The sequence below is a fragment of the Bacillus sp. A260 genome, assembly GCF_009861435.1.
In the GTDB taxonomy this organism is placed as follows: domain Bacteria; phylum Bacillota; class Bacilli; order Bacillales; family Bacillaceae_G; genus Bacillus_A; species Bacillus_A cereus.
The window spans coordinates 3,991,075-4,008,198 of sequence record NZ_CP046398.1; the positions used below are offsets into that span (position 1 = coordinate 3,991,075).

Sequence of the window (17,124 nt, forward strand, 5' to 3'; positions counted from 1 at the left end):
AAGATTTGCCAAAAAAATTATTCTTTTCTTATTTTATATCCATATACCATATATCAGCAATGTATTTTCGTAAATTCCTAATACATAATCGTTTATTGTAAGATTACTGGGAAAGGTATTTATACATATAGTAGGATGTAGATGAAGAAATAAGATGATAAAAAGCTCGCATAAGCGAGCTTTTTATTAATATACAGATGTATTATTTTCTGACATGTTTTCTAAAATTTCTTTAACACGCCCTAAGAACTTACCACAAATTAAACCATCAAGTACTCGGTGATCAAGTGATAAACATAAGTTAACCATGTCACGAGCACCGAACATACCATTATCCATAATTACTGGGCGCTTTACAATTGATTCAACTTGTAAAATAGCCGCTTGTGGGTAATTAATAATACCCATAGATTGAACAGAACCGAATGATCCTGTGTTATTAATTGTAAATGTTCCACCTTGCATTTCGTCTGCTTTTAACGATTTCGTACGTACTTTTCCTGCAAGTTCTGTAATTTCACGAGCGATACCTTTAATTGTTTTCTCGTCCGCTTGCTTAATTACTGGTACAAATAGTTCTTCCTCTGTTGCAACAGCGATAGAAAGGTTAATATCTTTCTTCTGAACAATTTTATCGCCAGCCCACATTGAATTAATTTGAGGATACTCTTTTAACGCTTGTGCTACTGCTTTTACGAAGAAAGCAAAGAACGTTAAGTTAAAGCCTTCACGCTTCTTAAAGTCACCTTTAATTGAGTTACGGTATGACACAAGGTTTGTCACATCTACTTCAATCATCATCCAAGCATGTGGTGCTTCATGTTTACTACGTAACATGTTTGCTGCGATTGCTTTACGCACACCTGTTACTGGAATTTCGATATCTCCAGGCATTGTAGGTACAGAAACTGGTTTCGCAGCTTCTACTTTTTGCGCTACTGGTGCTGCTTTTGGTGCTTCTGGGCGAGCTTCTACTACTGCCGCTACAGCTTCCTCTTTCTTCGCTGCACCTGCTTGCGGAATATTTCCAGATTCCACTAGCTTTAAAATATCTTTACGAGTGATACGGCCGTTTGCTCCCGTACCTTCTACTAGATCTAAATCAACGTTATGCTCACCCGCAAGTTTTAACACAGCTGGTGAAAAACGTGGTTTTCCATCAGTTGGTTGTTTTACTTTCGGTGCTTTTTCAGACGTAGCTACTTCTGCCTTTGGTTCTTCTTTCGTTTTTTCCTCAACAGCTGTTGCTGCTACTTCATCTGCGCCTTCTACTTGAATCACACAAACTACTTCACCTACAGCTAACGTATCACCTTCACCAGCGATTAACTCTTTTACAATCCCCGTGAAAGAAGATGGTACTTCAGCATTTACTTTATCAGTCATTACTTCTGCAAGCGGATCATACTTGTTTACGTGATCGCCAACATTAACGAGCCATTTACTAATTGTGCCCTCTGTAACGCTCTCCCCGAGCTGAGGCATTGTAATATTTTCTACAGCCATGTATAGTCCCCCCGATTAAAATTCCGCAAGTTCACGCATTGCTTTTTCAACTTTATCTGGATTTACCATAAAGAATTTTTCCATTGTTGGTGCATATGGCATTGCTGGAACGTCTGGACCTGCAAGACGTGCGATTGGCGCATCTAAATCAAATAGACAGTTTTCAGCAATAATTGCTGCCACTTCACTCATAATGCTTCCTTCTTTATTGTCTTCTGTTACAAGAAGAACTTTACCTGTTTTAGAAGCTGCTTCAATGATTGCTTCTTTATCTAATGGATATACAGTACGTAAATCAAGAATGTGTGCAGAGATGCCATCTTGTGCTAACTTTTCAGCCGCTTGAAGAGCAAAATGAACACATAATCCGTACGTGATAACTGTAATATCATCACCTTCACGTTTTACATCTGCTTTTCCGATTGGTAATACGTAGTCATCCTCCGGCACTTCACCTTTAATTAAACGATATGCACGTTTATGTTCGAAGAATAATACTGGATCTTCATCACGAATGGCTGCTTTTAATAAGCCTTTTGCATCATATGGTGTAGAAGGGATAACGATTTTTAAACCTGGTTGGTTTGCAAACATCGCTTCTACAGATTGTGAATGATACAATGCACCGTGAACACCCCCGCCAAATGGTGCACGAATTGTAACTGGACAAGTCCAATCATTATTAGAACGATAACGAATTTTTGCTGCCTCAGAAACAATTTGGTTTACTGCTGGCATGATGAAATCAGCAAACTGCATTTCAGCGATTGGACGCATACCATACATTGCCGCACCAATTGCTACCCCAGCAATTGCAGATTCTGCAAGCGGTGCATCAAGCGCACGATCTTCACCAAATTGATCATACAAACCGTGTGTCGCTTTAAACACGCCACCTTTTTTACCAACATCTTCTCCTAAAACGAATACTTTCTCATCGCGTTCCATTTCTTCGCGCATTGCTAATGTAATAGCATCAATATAAGACATTACAGCCATGAAACGTTCCCCCCTATTCTGCGTATACGTGCTTCAATGCATCTTCAGGTGCTGCATACGGAGCATTTTCTGCATATTCTGTTGCTTCATTTACGATATGCATAATTTCGTCTAACATTTGTTTTTCCGATTCCTCAGTTAATACACCAGCTTCTTTTAAATAAGCCGCGAATGTTATAATTGAATCTTTTTTCTTTGCTTCTTCTACTTCTTCTTTATCACGATAAACACGATCATCATCGTCACTAGAATGTGCTGTTAAACGATATGATACTGTTTCAATTAAAGTTGGGCCTTCACCACGGCGACCGCGATCTGCTGCTTCTTTTACAGCTTTATATACTGCAAGCGGATCGTTTCCGTCTATTGTATATCCAGGCATACCGTAACCAATCGCACGATCTGATACGTTTTTACATGCTAATTGTTTTTCAACTGGAATAGAGATTGCATATTTGTTATTTTCACACATAAAAATAACAGGTAGTTTGTGTACACCAGCAAAGTTTGCCCCTTCATGGAAGTCACCTTGGTTTGAAGAACCTTCTCCAAATGTAACGAACGTTACTAAATCTTTCTTCTCCATTTTTCCAGCTAATGCAATACCAACTGCATGTGGTACTTGCGTTGTTACTGGAGATGAACCTGTAACAATACGATTTTTCTTTTGACCGAAGTGACCAGGCATTTGACGACCACCAGAGTTTGGATCTCCAGCTTTCGCGAAAGCAGACAACATAAGCTCTTTAGCTGTCATACCAAATGCTAGTACAACACCCATATCACGGTAGTATGGTAATGCATAATCTTTCTCTCTATCAAGAGCGAACGCCGCTCCAACTTGTGCAGCCTCTTGTCCTTGACAAGAAATTACGAATGGAATTTTACCAGCACGGTTTAATAACCACATACGTTCGTCGATTTTACGTGCAAGTAACATCGTACGGAACATTTCTAATACTTGCTCATCACTTAAGCCAAGCTCTTCATGGCGCTTTTCTTTTACTTCTGCCATTTTTCATAACCTCCTAAATCCACATTTTTATGCGTGTAACGCTCTTCCATCTACAGCAAGTGCTGCTTCACCAATCGCCTCAGATAATGATGGATGCGGATGAATTGTATGTGCTACTTCCCAAGGTGTTGCATCAAGTACTCTTGCAAGACCAGCTTCAGAAATCATATCTGTTACATGTGGTCCAATCATATGAACACCAAGAATGTCATTTGTCTCTTCATCAACTACAAGTTTTACGAAACCATCTGATTCTCCGTATACAAGTGCTTTTCCGATTGCGCGGAATGAGAACTTACCTACTTTTAACTTATAGCCTTTTTCTTTTGCTTCTTGTTCTGTTAAACCGACAGAAGCAACTTCTGGACTGCTATATACGCATTTTGATACCATAGAGTAATCAATTGGTGTAACTTCTTTCCCTGCAATATGTTCTACTGCAGCAATTCCTTCATGAGAAGCAACGTGAGCAAGTTGCAGGCCACCGATTACATCTCCAATTGCGTAAATATGCGATTCTTTCGTTTGATAAAACTCATTTGTTTGAATGTATCCTTTTTCCACAACGATATCTGTATTCTCTAAGCCAATATTTTGCGTATTCGCTTGTCTTCCTACAGATACAAGCATTTTTTCTGCTTTAAATTCTTTATTTTCACCGTTGTGTTCAGCTTGGATTGTTACTCCATTATCTTTTACCAATGTTTCTGGTAATACTTTTGCACCAGTTACCACTTTAATACCTTTTTTCTTGAATAGACGTTGCATTTCTTTTGAAACGTCTTGATCTTCTAGTGGTAATATCGTTTTCGCATACTCTAATACTGTAACTTCTACACCGAAGTCAGCAAGCATAGATGCCCACTCAATACCGATTACACCGCCACCAACGATAATAATCGAACTAGGAAGCGTTTCCATTTTTAGAGCATGATCTGAAGACATTACGTACTCTCCGTCTAATTCTAAACCTGGTAATGAATTTGGACGAGAACCTGTTGCAATAAGTACATTTTTTGGAATTAACATTTCATTCTCTTCTCCACTTGCAAGTTCAACTGAAATTGTCCCTGGCATCGGAGAGAAAATAGATGGGCCAAGAATACGGCCAATACCTTCAAACACATCAATTTTACCTTGTTTCATTAAATGTTGAACGCCTTTATGAAGCTGCGTTACTATCTTCTCTTTACGCTCTTGTACTTTCGCAAAGTTTAGTTCTACATTGCTTGCAATAACTCCGAACTCTTCGCTTTTTTTAGCAGTTGCATATACTTCCGCACTACGTAAAAGAGCTTTACTAGGAATACATCCTTTGTGTAAACAAGTACCACCAAGATTTTCTTTTTCGACTAGTGCAGTTTTTAACCCTAGTTGTGATGCACGAATTGCAGCAACATATCCACCAGTACCGCCGCCAACGATGACTAAATCATATTCTTTTGCCATTATCTCAACCCCTAGCTACCGTTTCTTTTTCACGTACAACGTATTCTTTTGGAGCTTCTTCTTCACGTAATACACGAAGTGCTCCTTCTGCTAACGCTTCTAACTCATCTTCGCCTGGATGTACGATAACATCTGCAATCCAGTCCACTCGCTCTTTTATTTCATCGACAAGAATTTTACTGTATGCCAGTCCACCAGTTAATACGATTGCATCGATTTTCCCGTGAAGTACAGCGCTAGCTCCGCCAATCTCTTTTGCAACTTGATATGCCATTGCTTTATAAATAAGAGTTGCTTCAGGATCACCTTTTTCAACCATTTGCTCTACTTTAATCGCATCATTTGTACCGATTAAACTTACAAGTCCACCTTGTCCGACAAGTTTTTTAATCATTTCATCACGGTAATACTCACCAGAGAAACACATTTCTACTAGTTGCCCTACTGGTACTGTACCAGCGCGCTCTGGACTAAATGGTCCTTCTCCGTTTAAACCGTTATTCACATCGATTACTCTTCCTTTTTTATGAGCACCAACTGTAATACCGCCACCCATATGTGTAACTAATAAATTTAAATCCTCGTATTTGTGATTTAACTGTTCAGCTACTTTACGAGCAACTGCTTTTTGATTTAATGCATGGAAGATACTTTTGCGTTCCATACCAGCAATGCCACTTATACGAGCAACCGGCTCCATCTCATCTACAACGACAGGATCTACAATGAATGCAGGAATGTTTAATCCAGAAGCAATTTCATATGCTAAAATGCCTCCAAGGTTTGAAGCGTGATGACCGCTAAAGCCATTTTTCAAATCTTCTAACATCGCATCGTTTACTGTATACGTACCGCCTTCGATTGGACGAAGTAATCCACCACGCCCACAAACAGCGTTTAATTTTGAAATGTTAATACCATGAGAATGTAGAACTTCTAAAATCGTTTCTTTTCGAAACTCATATTGGTCGATAATTCTCTTATATTTTCCAATCTGTTCTACGTCATGACGAATCGTTTCTTCTAGAACGGGTCTTTCATTATCAAAAACACCAATTTTTGTGGATGTACTACCTGGGTTAATAACAAGAATTCGATTTACAGACAATGTTGCTACCTCCACTAATAAATTCAAAAGGAAGTGGAAACCTCATAAGAGGTAACCACACCTTTTGTAAAAGTTATATATGAATGATTAGCGACGGCTAATAATATCGTGACCGTTGCGTAAGTAAGTGCTACGAGAATTCTTCAAGCTTGCAATGCGCTCTTCAGCTAGACGATCTGCCGCTACATAAGTTGCTATGCCATCGCGTTTTGAAATTTCGATTACTTTTGCAATCGTGTCATAAATAGACTCAACACGTTTTAGTGCACGTTCTCTATTGTATCCATATAATTCGTCTGCTACGTTAATTACGCCACCTGCATTAATTACATAATCTGGTGCGTATACAATACCCATTTCATGAATGATGTCACCATGACGATCTTCTTTTAATTGGTTATTTGCAGAACCTGCGATTACTTTTGCTTTAAGTTGTGGAATAGTTTCATCATTAACTGTTGCGCCTAGTGCACATGGTGCGTAAATATCGCATTCAACACCGTAAATTTCATTTGGTTCAACTGCTGATGCACCGAATTCTTCTACAGCACGTTGTACAGCTTCTTTATTAATATCTGTAACGATTAATTTTGCTCCTTCAGCGTGTAAATGTTTGCATAGGTGATATGCTACGTTACCAACGCCTTGAACAGCAATTACTTTTCCTTCTAAATTGTCAGTACCGAAAGCTTCTTTTGCAGCTGCTTTCATACCACGGTAAACACCGTATGCAGTTACCGGAGATGGGTTACCAGAAGAACCGAATGATGGTGAGATACCTGTTACAAAGTCAGTTTCTTCATGGATAATATCCATATCATCTACTGTTGTACCAACATCTTCAGCTGTAATGTAACGTCCGTTTAGTCCTTGGATATAACGTCCTAGTGCACGGAACATTGCTTCGCTCTTATCTTTACGAGGATCACCGATAATTACTGTTTTCGCACCACCTAAGTTTAAACCAGCTGCTGCGTTTTTGTATGTCATCCCTTTTGCAAGACGCAATGCATCTTCAATCGCCGCTTCTTCAGAATCATATGTCCACATTCTTGTTCCACCAAGAGCCGGTCCAAGTGTTGTATCATGAATTGCAATAATTGCTTTTAAACCAGATTCTTTATCTTGACAAAATACTACTTGCTCATAATCATATTTTTCTAAGTATTCGAAGATTTCTAATGTCATTGTCGTTTCCCCCTAATGTTTTACCCTTTTTGGTTTATTTTGAAGCAGTCGCAACTGCCAATGCTAATGAATATACTTTTGTTTCTGCTGAATCAGCACGAGATGTTAAAACAATCGGTGCTTTTGCGCCAGCAATCATTGCTCCTACTTTTGCATCCGCAAAGTATACGAGTGATTTATATAGCACATTTCCAGCTTCAATCGTTGGGACGAGTAAAATATCTGCCTTACCTGCTACATCACTTACTATGCCTTTATGCTCTGCTGCAATTTGTGATACTGCATTATCTAAAGCAAGTGGTCCATCAACGATACAATCTTTAATTTGTCCGCGGCGATTCATTTGTGTTAACATCGCTGCATCAATTGTCGCCTGCATCGCTGGATTCACAACTTCTACTGCTGCAATTGGTGCCACTTTTGGCAAGTCGATTCCTATTGCCCGGGCAACTTCTACAGTATTTTGTATAATAGCAGCTTTTTGTGTTACATCAGGTGCGATGTTCATCGCTGCATCTGTAACGAAAATAAGACGATCGTAATTTGGAACTTCAAATGCTGCTACATGTGAAAGTACGCTACCTTTACGTAGGCCCCACTCTTTGTTTAACACAGCCTTCAAAATATTCGCTGTTGGGATGTTCCCCTTCATAAGCACGTCTGCTTCACCATTTCTCACAGCTTTAACAGAAAGTTCTGCAGCCTCTGCACTAGACATTGCTGCAATCACTTCAACATGTTCTGAAGTTTGTAAACCATGTTCTTGTAGCATCCCCATTATTTTTTCTTGATTTCCATATAGACGAAATTGAGCTAACTGTAATTTAATTGCTTTCGCTACAGCTTCAATTACTTCATGATCTTCAGCTACTGCTACAGCTACAGTTTTTTTAGGCTGCCCTGCTGCTTGATCAATTAAGTATTCTAACTTCATATTTTGTAATCAACCCTTTCCGTCGTCCCTCGTCTATTTATAAAGCAAATACCGTGCCAACTTTTAAAAGTGGTCTTACCAATAATGAAAACGCATTCAAAATGCAGTAAAATCAATACTTTGGAAAATAACAAAAGATTCTGTCTTATTTTGTCGCTTTTTGTATACCATGCAATAAATTGCACGGTACGCAATTTATTGCATGCTATTTTTTGCATGGTCATACTTTTCTAGCTTGTAATATAAATTTCGAACGGAAATTCCTAACGCTTTTGCAGTTTGCGTTTTATTCCCATCAAATCTCTCCAAATATTCATGAATAATATTCCCTTCAAACTCTGTCACTAAATGTTCAAGTGGCTTTTCTTCTAATTCAGGTAATAAATGAGATTGCTTTGACTCCACCTGCTCTTCGTTATGTAATGGCGGTAAATGGTGTACATCAATATAGGTCTCGTTATAATTCATAAAGATAATAGCTCTTCCCAGAATATTTTCAAGTTCCCTCACATTCCCTGGCCATTCGTATGATTGTAAATATAAAATGGCTGAATCAGTGAGCCCTTCTACATTACGACCGTAATCTTGATTAATTTTTTGAATCAATCTGTCCGCAATTGTCGGTATATCTCCTTTACGTTGACGAAGAGATGGAATTTGAATTGGGATTTTATTTAATCGATAATATAAATCCTCCCTAAACTTCCCTTCTAGAATAGCCTTTTCTAAATTCACATGCGTCGCTGCAATTACTCGAACATTAATAGGTATCGCTTTCGTTCCACCAACTTTTACAATTTCTTTTTCCTGCAGTACACGAAGGAGTTTCGCTTGTGTATTTGCAGATAACTCCCCTATTTCATCTAAAAAAATACTACCGTTATTTGCTTCCTCAAAGAACCCACGTTTCCCGCCTCTTTTCGCTCCAGAAAACGCCCCTTCCTCATAACCAAATAATTCACTTTCTAACAACGTCTCCGAAATGGCCGCACAGTTTACACGGACGAACTTATTGTATTTTCGATTACTTCCATTATGGATTGCATGTGCAAACAATTCTTTACCAGTCCCAGATTCACCGCGTAACAGCACTGTTGCTGGTGTATTTGCTCCTAGCTTCGCCTGTTCGATAGCTGCCGTTGTTTCATCTGAATTCCCGACAATATCATCAAATGAATATTTCGCTTCTAATGTGCGAATAATTTGCCTTGCTCTATTCAATTCATTTGTTAACTTTTGAATTTCCGACACGTCACGGATAACGCCGACGCTTCCTTTCAATATTCCATCCACAATGACTGGTGCCACGTTTACAATTACATCGCGCTTTTTTTGCCCAATCTTCATATGTATTCCGCGCACCGCACGACGCGTTCGAAGTACTTTCATATGCATACTTTCGCCTTCTACAATATCAGTTGTAGCAGGCTTCCCAATAATATCTTCTTCTGTTAAACCCGTTAATTTCGTATATGCCGGGTTAATGACTAAACCTCTTCCTTTTTCATCCACAACCGAAATTGCTTCTTCAGATGAGTTAATAATTGCCTCTAATAGTGTTTGAATCTCCTTTAAATCTGTAACTTCTTCCGCTAAATCTACAACTTCTGTTATATCTTTAAAAATTGCAAATGCCCCTTGTACCTCTCCGCCCTCTTTTAATATCGGTATACGCGTTGTAATAATTTTCTTTCCATTCTCTAATGTTAGTTCATAATTTACTTCTATTTGTTTCGTACGTATAATGCGAAGTAATTTACTAGTTGGAATGACTTCTAAAATATATTTTCCTATCGCCTCTTCTTTTTTATATCCGATAATACGCTCTGCACTTTTATTAAAAAGAAGAACTTGTCCCTCTCGATCAATTACGATCATGCCGTCATGTGTAGAATTTAAAATTAATTCTCCTTGTTGCGTTTGTTCCTCTAATCGCCCAATCAGCCCTTCCTTCTCATGCGCTAATCCTGTAACAATTTTTGCGATATCACCTGGTATAAGAAGAGTGTCTTTTTTCTTTTTTTCCAATAAAACCTTATGCACATCATCTTCACCTGTCATATCAAATATTACATCGATATGCATAGAAAGAAATGGAGTTACACTTTCTCCAATTGCAATCCCGTATTCCTTAGCAATTTGTAGTCCTTTTGCCAACGGATTTATATCAATAATCCCTATAATTTGAAATATATTCGAACTTTGTAACAGATTCAGCAGTGCGCTCCCGCCTTCACCTGCACCAACAATTAATACTTTTTGTTTCATATATCCCACTTCCTCTCGAAGTAACTCTGCAAATTTTTTCACACCTTTATCTTACTCGTTCAGCACCCTCTTGACAAACCCCCTTTTCTTATAACATCATTAAAATATACGAAATAATCTGAAAAGGAGCGTTATGTATGCAGCGTTACGTTGCTCTACTATTAGCACTCATCCCTATTTCATTAGCTGTGTTTGGTATAAAGTTAATGAGAGATACTGTATTCGGGATTCTATTTCCACCAATCTCTATACTGTGGTTACAATTTTTAATCGGCGCTCTCTGCTTCGGGCTCGGGTTTTATATCTTCGGTGGCTTCGTCTTGCACCGAGACCGTAAACGAAATAAAGTACAAGCTCGCTTTAGAAGATAGGAATGCCCCACTATTTATAAATAAAAAAATGAGACCGTTACACGCGGTCTCATTTTTTTATTGGCATTAACGTTCTGGCCGTTTCAGGGTAATCAGTAATAATCGCCGATATATTCATATCAAAATATTTACGCATAAGCGTTTCTTCATTAATTGTATAAGGGCGAACCTCTACACCACTTTCCATCGTTAGTTCGGCAATAGCATCTTGAAGGTAACGATAATTCGGATGTACTGCTGTAGCGCCCATTTTTTTCGCGTATGCCCACGGACTATGCAAACCTTCGCGATATAAAATTGCTGTTTGAATATCAGGAGCCATCATATGGCACCGTTTCATACTGTAGTGATTAAACGAAGAAAATATAACACGATCCTCTAGACTAAATTTCCGTACAAGCGTTATAACTTCTTCCTCTAAACCTCTGTATGGAATTTTATTATTTTTAAGTTCAATATTAAGTAGCAAACTCGTTTGTGCAAGCCATTCTAATACCTCTTCTAAAAGTGGTATTTTACAAAAACCTACTTTATCACCAAATTTATAACTTGCATCTAACTTGCATAAGTCCTCATATACATAATTCCGAACCGCACCTTTTCCATTTGTTGTCCGGTCCACCGTTTCATCATGAATGACGACAACTTTTCCGTCTTTCGTTAATTGAACATCAAGTTCAATTCCATCCGCTCTAAAAGACTCAGCCGCTTCAAATGAAATCATTGTATTTTCTGGGTACGTTCCAGCCGCACCACGATGTGCAAATATAAGAGTCATCCTCACTCCCCCAATCTTATGCTATACTATACGAAAAAGGAGGTACTTCTATGAGACCATTACAAATCTCTCCAGATACTGCAGTCCGCTTATCAAAAGCACTAGGTGTTCCACTTGAACAACTCATGCATATGCCGCAGCACATTTTAATTCAAAAGCTAGTTGAATTAGAAAAACAAAATAAAGACGAAGAATAATACAGTCCTGTTTTGCAGGACTTTTTATTATTTTCTATTATATCACGGATGCCTTTCCTACTAAAATCCTTTAACAGATGTACTACGATGTGATTTAGCTGTTCCTTCATCATTTAATAATGAATCACATCTTTTCTTTTTTTGTTACACGTCATAAAGAAAGCAGACCATTTATTTATAAGTCCCATTACGTCCTTAAAACACGATAATAAAAAAACTAGAGAAGTCCTTTATATTATTTTTTATTGAACGTGCGGAGCATCCCCTGATTCGTATAGTTCTTTCGCTTTTTCCTCCCCGAATGTAGTTAAAATATAATGTTGCTCTTCTAACGCATCCATTGCTCTAGTTACTTTACAAACGCTATCTTCTTGAGCATCCGAGAAATAATTGTGATCTTCTACAATTTTACTAAAATCTTTTTTCGCCCATCTATCAGCAATTGCTAAAAGTTCATTTTTCTTCGTAAAGCTACTCTTATTTATAATTTCTTTTAATTTTTTAGCATTACTTTGAATCATTGGGATAGAGCCCGATTTTCGTTCTGCCACCACTTTTTGATGAGTCATGCGATGCATCGCTGTAATGACTTCGCTTTCAGTAGAATTTTCAGTAACATACACATCAACAAAGACCCCATCCACCTCTCTACCTACTATTGTTTGGTCTTCTTTTTTATCTATTTGAGCGCTCACTTCTTTATCTACTGGATTATCTGCAAGTTCTAACATTCCAAATGTAACTGCAATAGCAAGAACTCCCATAGCTGCTACTATTCCTAGCCAAGTTGAAATTTTATTTTCCATTCCCCTTCTCCCTATCTATATCTATTTTATTGCCTTATAAAAAACTCACTTACATGTAATATTACTGAAAATAGGTTTTATTTTCCACACTATCAAATAATCTCTTTTTCTCAACAAAATAAAAAGACCAACGAATTATAACATTCATTGGTCTTTCATTAAAAAGTTTATTGGCTTTAAAATTAACATCGAGCATAGCGTTCCAGCATACATCGGTTTTACTAAAACGAAAACCCATTGCTACTTCTACTCTCAGCTAGCTTTATGTTCAAGTCTCAGCTTATCCGCAACCATTGCGATAAACTCAGAGTTCGTAGGTTTTGCTTTTGACATGGATACTGTATAACCGAATAAGGACGAAATAGAATCAATATTCCCACGGCTCCAAGCTACTTCAATCGCGTGACGAATTGCGCGCTCCACACGGCTTGCTGTTGTATTATATTTCTTTGCGATATCTGGATACAATACTTTCGTAATCGATCCTAATAATTCGATATCGTTGTATACCATGGAGATTGCTTCTCGTAAATACATATATCCTTTAATATGAGCGGGTACACCAATTTCATGAATGATACTCGTAATACTCGCATCTAAGTTTTTCGGTTTTCCATCTACTGTTGTTGCTGATCGGAATGATGGTAGTGGACGTTTAATCATAGCGTTTGCTTTACCACTCACTTGACGAATATGACTCGTTAAATTCTCCATATCAAATGGTTTTAATATGAAATATGAGGCACCTAAGTCAACTGCTTTTTTCGTCACATCTTCTTGGCCAAATGCTGTCAACATAATTACGCTAGGCTGTTTTAACCTTTCAATATGTCGCATTTTCTCCAATACAGCTAAACCATCTAAGTGTGGCATAATAATGTCTAAAACGAGTACATCAGGTTGCTTATCTGTTAATAAGTTTAAACACTCTTGACCATTATAAGCAGTACCGATTACTTCCATATCATCTTGAGCGGCTACATAGCTCTCTAACATTGATACTAGTTCTTTATTATCATCCACAAGACATACTTTAATTTTCTCCACAGCTTTTCCTCCCTTACCGAATCGATTCTCCGACATGTGTATCCTTCTAGGCTACATGAATTGTTCGACAATTGTGTGAAAATTCCCTTTTAAAGTTTCTTACTTTCCGATAAAATCACAAAAAAATATGTTTATCGTTCATTTATTCCCTTTCGCAACACATTCCATCATAGAAATACAACGAAACGTTCAACCCTTTCCTTTTATTTTACAACAAAAAACACCTCTTGCGGAGCTTTTACAAAATTTCAACGAATTTTTCAACAGAAAAAGCGAGCTAATAATATATATTAGCTCGCTTTTTTCTCTTGATCATAAATATTAATTCCAGCTTGATGTAACATCCATTCAATATGAACACCATATCCTGATGTTGGATCATTTACAAATACATGTGTAACAGCACCAATTACTTTTCCATTTTGTACAATTGGACTTCCGCTCATTCCTTGTACGATACCGCCCGTTTTCGCTAATAGACGTTTATCTGTTACTTTTATTACCATACCCTTTGTGGCTGGGAATTTTTGCTGCACTGTACTAACGACTTCAATATCAAACGCTTCTACTTTATCTTGATCAATAACTGTTAATATTTTTGCCGGTCCTTCTTTTACTTGATGAGATAATGCGATAGGCATTGCTTTATCCATTATCCCGTTTTTCATATTCGTATTTAATTTTCCAAAAATACCATATGGACTATTAATTGTAATATTGCCAATCACTTCACGGTCTGGTGAGAATCTTGCTAATTTCTCCCCTGGATTCCCATGACTACCTCTTTCAATTGATGTAACTGTCGAGCGCATAATTTGTCCATCTTCGACTTGAATCGGCTTTTTCGTATCATTATCAGAAATAACATGACCAAGTGCCCCATATTTCATAGAATCTGGATGAACAAATGTCATCGTTCCAATTCCAGCTGCCGAATCACGGATATACAAGCCAATTCGATAAGACGATTCACCGTTGTCTTTTTGTGGAGTTAGCTTCGTACGAATATATTTTCCATCTCTTAACAATACAAGATTAAGCGGTTCACCTGTTTCTCCACTATTATGAATAAACGGTGCTACATCACTCATTCTTTCAATTGTTTTACCATTAATTTCAGTAATCATATCTCCAATTTGTACACCTGCTGTTTCACCAGGAGATATTTTACCTTTTTCAGTTTGAATTAAATGATGGCCTACAACAAGTACACCTTTTGTATTTAATTTCACACCAATTGATTGTCCACCTGGAATCACTTTAAAATCTTTTAACACTTTCACATTTACTTTTTTTACTGGAAAACCAGCAAGCTGAAATACCATATCAGCTTCACCATTTTGATGAGAATTTACCATAAGTCCTTGTTTTTGTTCATTCGAACTCACTGTAAATACATGACGATTTGTGGATGAAGCTTTGAAAACTGGTAATGATGATATTTCTGATTGTTGTCCTTCAAAAACAACAAGTTGTTTCGGTGATGAAATAAACGTTCGAAGCGGTTTAAAACATCCAATAAAAACTAAAGAAACAAGGAGACAAAGACCTATTATTTTTCGAAATTTTTCTAATTTCAACTTGTTCACTCTCCTCGCTCCTACCCCACATTCAGCCTCTTGGCTTCACTTTTTAATCTCTCCTTGCAGTGCTTTATTTATAACCGGAAGAATTAAGAAATCGTCATTTGAGAAAAAAAGCTATCCATTACTGGATAGCCTCTGCTGTCTGTTTAAAATGATGCGCTTGCGTAAGTAATTCTTTCGCATGCTCTGTCGTTAAATCTGTGATTTCCACACCAGAAATCATTCGAGCTATTTCTGTTACTTTATCCTCCATAGTTAAAACAGTAACCGATGTAATTGTCCGATCATTCGCTACTTGTTTTCGAATAAATAAATGTGAATCTGCCATTGAAGCTACTTGAGGTAAGTGCGTAATACAAAGTACTTGCGAGTTTACTGATACTCGATAAATTTTTTCCGCAATAGCCTGTGCGACCCGGCCACTTACACCCGTATCCACTTCATCAAAAATAACAGATGCAACCCCTTGATGCTTAGAAAAAATGCTTTTTAAAGCTAAAATGATACGAGATAACTCTCCGCCAGATGCAACCTTTGAAAGTGGTTTTAGCGGCTCTCCTGGGTTCGTTGAAATATAAAATTCCACATGATCGTAACCATCCGCCGTAAGTCTTACCGGCGCACCTTCCACAAGGGGCTCTTCTACATTTCCTTCTCTCTTCATAATTCTCACTTCAAATTTCGTTTTTTCCATATATAATTCTTTTAATTCCTGATGAATTGCATTTGTAAGGTGTTCTGCAAGCTCATGACGCATATTACTTAACAACGTTGCTTCTTTCAGAATAACACTTTCTAATTCCTTCAACTGTTTCTTCGTCGTTTCAATATGAACGTCTTTATTTTCAATCGTAAAAATTTCCTGTTCAATTTTATCAGCATACGCTAAAATCTCTTCTACAGTATTTCCATATTTTCTCTTTAGCATACGAATTTCATTCAAACGTGTTTCGATTTCATCTAAACGATTTGGATCATATTCCATCATATCGAGCTTTTCTCTCAGTTGATAGGCAACCTCTTCTAATAAGTAATAGCTATTTGCAATTGAATCATGATTCTCCTGATACACTTCATCTAAATGTGTAATACTTTCCATTTGCCCCATTGCACTTCTTACATTATCTAACCCTTGTCCGTCGGCACTTAACGAACGATATGCATCACCTAACGCTTTATAAATCTTTTCAAAATTAGAAATTTGCAATCGTTCCTCAGTTAATTCATTTTCTTCATCCATCTTTAAATCCGCCTTGCGAATTTCTTCATGCTGAAATTGAATTAAATCTAAGCGATGTGCCATTTGTTGCTCATTTTCACTTAACGATTTCAATTGTTTTTTTAATTTTTCATAGTCAGCGTATACGTTTTGATATATGTCTAATTGTTTAACGATTCGATCCCCATCAAAGTGATCAAGCATAAACAGATGTCGTTCTTCATTCATTAAATCTTGCGTTTCGTGCTGTCCATGAATATCAACAAGTGTTTTCCCAATTTCTTTTAATATGCTAAGTGTAACAAGCTTCCCATTTACACGACATACACTCTTCCCGTTCGCAGCAATATCACGCTTTAAAATAATCATGCCATCTTCTATTTCTATATCTAACTCTTCTGCCTTTTCAATACATGGATGCTTCTCATCTTCAACATAAAATAGCCCTTCAATCTCAGCCTTCTCTGTTCCATATCGAACAAATTCTGCTGACCCACGGCCACCTACAAGTAAACTAATTGCATCAATAATAATCGATTTTCCGGCCCCTGTTTCACCGCTTAAAACCGTTAAACCTTTTTGAAAAGAAATATTTAATGCTTCAATAATAGCAAAGTTTCTAATCGATAATTCCGATAACAATGCCCCATTCA

Annotated in this window: 15 protein-coding genes; 2 read left to right on the forward strand and 13 right to left on the reverse strand. The window is 37.5% G+C overall.

All coding sequences use genetic code 11. From position 1 onward, the window contains the following. Window positions 1–186 precede the first annotated feature (186 nt). The 8 genes from GD442_RS20080 to GD442_RS20115 form a co-directional block, all read right to left on the reverse strand. Entirely contained in the window at window positions 187–1,506 is a 1,320-nt protein-coding gene (locus tag GD442_RS20080) for a dihydrolipoamide acetyltransferase family protein (protein WP_000257660.1), read from the reverse strand. A 15-nt stretch (window positions 1,507–1,521) separates the two neighbouring features. Continuing rightward, a complete protein-coding gene (bfmBAB, locus tag GD442_RS20085; RefSeq protein ID WP_000290071.1) occupies window positions 1,522–2,505 on the reverse strand; it encodes a 3-methyl-2-oxobutanoate dehydrogenase subunit beta in 984 nt (327 codons plus the stop codon). 13 nt (window positions 2,506–2,518) lie between these two features. After that, complete coding sequence (gene bfmBAA, locus GD442_RS20090) at window positions 2,519–3,520, reverse strand: 3-methyl-2-oxobutanoate dehydrogenase subunit alpha (protein ID WP_000852551.1); 1,002 nt, start codon at window positions 3,518–3,520, stop codon at window positions 2,519–2,521. A 27-nt stretch (window positions 3,521–3,547) separates the two neighbouring features. Next, window positions 3,548–4,969 carry a dihydrolipoyl dehydrogenase gene (gene lpdA, locus GD442_RS20095; protein ID WP_001051289.1) on the reverse strand — a complete coding sequence of 474 codons (1,422 nt, stop codon included), beginning with the start codon at window positions 4,967–4,969 and terminating at the stop codon, window positions 3,548–3,550. A gap of 4 nt (window positions 4,970–4,973) precedes the next feature. Further along, window positions 4,974–6,077, reverse strand: coding sequence for a butyrate kinase (gene buk / locus GD442_RS20100; RefSeq protein WP_000115781.1), 1,104 nt, complete (start codon window positions 6,075–6,077; stop codon window positions 4,974–4,976). A gap of 87 nt (window positions 6,078–6,164) precedes the next feature. Next, window positions 6,165–7,265: a leucine dehydrogenase gene (locus tag GD442_RS20105; protein WP_000171355.1), complete on the reverse strand. Its 1,101-nt coding sequence runs from the start codon at window positions 7,263–7,265 to the stop codon at window positions 6,165–6,167. A 34-nt stretch (window positions 7,266–7,299) separates the two neighbouring features. Continuing rightward, window positions 7,300–8,199, reverse strand: coding sequence for a phosphate butyryltransferase (gene yqiS / locus GD442_RS20110; RefSeq protein ID WP_000764677.1), 900 nt, complete (start codon window positions 8,197–8,199; stop codon window positions 7,300–7,302). 195 nt (window positions 8,200–8,394) lie between these two features. After that, a complete protein-coding gene (locus GD442_RS20115; protein ID WP_098213763.1) occupies window positions 8,395–10,467 on the reverse strand; it encodes a sigma-54 interaction domain-containing protein in 2,073 nt (690 codons plus the stop codon). Window positions 10,468–10,604: 137 nt separating this feature from the next. On the opposite strand from GD442_RS20115, the gene GD442_RS20120 reads away from it, so the two are divergent. Then, window positions 10,605–10,838 carry a DUF2627 domain-containing protein gene (locus GD442_RS20120; protein ID WP_001190211.1) on the forward strand — a complete coding sequence of 78 codons (234 nt, stop codon included), beginning with the start codon at window positions 10,605–10,607 and terminating at the stop codon, window positions 10,836–10,838. Between the two features lie 49 nt (window positions 10,839–10,887). On the opposite strand, the gene GD442_RS20125 is transcribed toward GD442_RS20120, so the two are convergent. Beyond that, window positions 10,888–11,616, reverse strand: coding sequence for a glycerophosphodiester phosphodiesterase (locus tag GD442_RS20125; RefSeq protein ID WP_000172575.1), 729 nt, complete (start codon window positions 11,614–11,616; stop codon window positions 10,888–10,890). 50 nt (window positions 11,617–11,666) lie between these two features. Between GD442_RS20125 and GD442_RS20130 the strand changes: the two genes are divergently transcribed. Then, window positions 11,667–11,813, forward strand: a complete 147-nt coding sequence (locus tag GD442_RS20130; protein WP_001247671.1) for a YycC family protein — start codon at window positions 11,667–11,669, stop codon at window positions 11,811–11,813. A gap of 242 nt (window positions 11,814–12,055) precedes the next feature. On the opposite strand, the gene GD442_RS20135 is transcribed toward GD442_RS20130, so the two are convergent. The 4 genes from GD442_RS20135 to recN form a co-directional block, all read right to left on the reverse strand. After that, window positions 12,056–12,619 (reverse strand): PRK06770 family protein, encoded by a 564-nt coding sequence (locus tag GD442_RS20135; protein ID WP_000428229.1) that lies wholly within the window; start codon window positions 12,617–12,619, stop codon window positions 12,056–12,058. 252 nt (window positions 12,620–12,871) lie between these two features. Beyond that, window positions 12,872–13,666, reverse strand: coding sequence for a sporulation transcription factor Spo0A (gene spo0A / locus GD442_RS20140; protein ID WP_011110369.1), 795 nt, complete (start codon window positions 13,664–13,666; stop codon window positions 12,872–12,874). Window positions 13,667–13,956: 290 nt separating this feature from the next. After that, window positions 13,957–15,255 (reverse strand): SpoIVB peptidase, encoded by a 1,299-nt coding sequence (gene spoIVB, locus GD442_RS20145; protein WP_002000940.1) that lies wholly within the window; start codon window positions 15,253–15,255, stop codon window positions 13,957–13,959. 118 nt (window positions 15,256–15,373) lie between these two features. Further along, window positions 15,374–17,113 carry a DNA repair protein RecN gene (gene recN, locus GD442_RS20150; RefSeq protein ID WP_000947768.1) on the reverse strand — a complete coding sequence of 580 codons (1,740 nt, stop codon included), beginning with the start codon at window positions 17,111–17,113 and terminating at the stop codon, window positions 15,374–15,376. Between the last annotated feature and the right edge of the window lie 11 nt (window positions 17,114–17,124).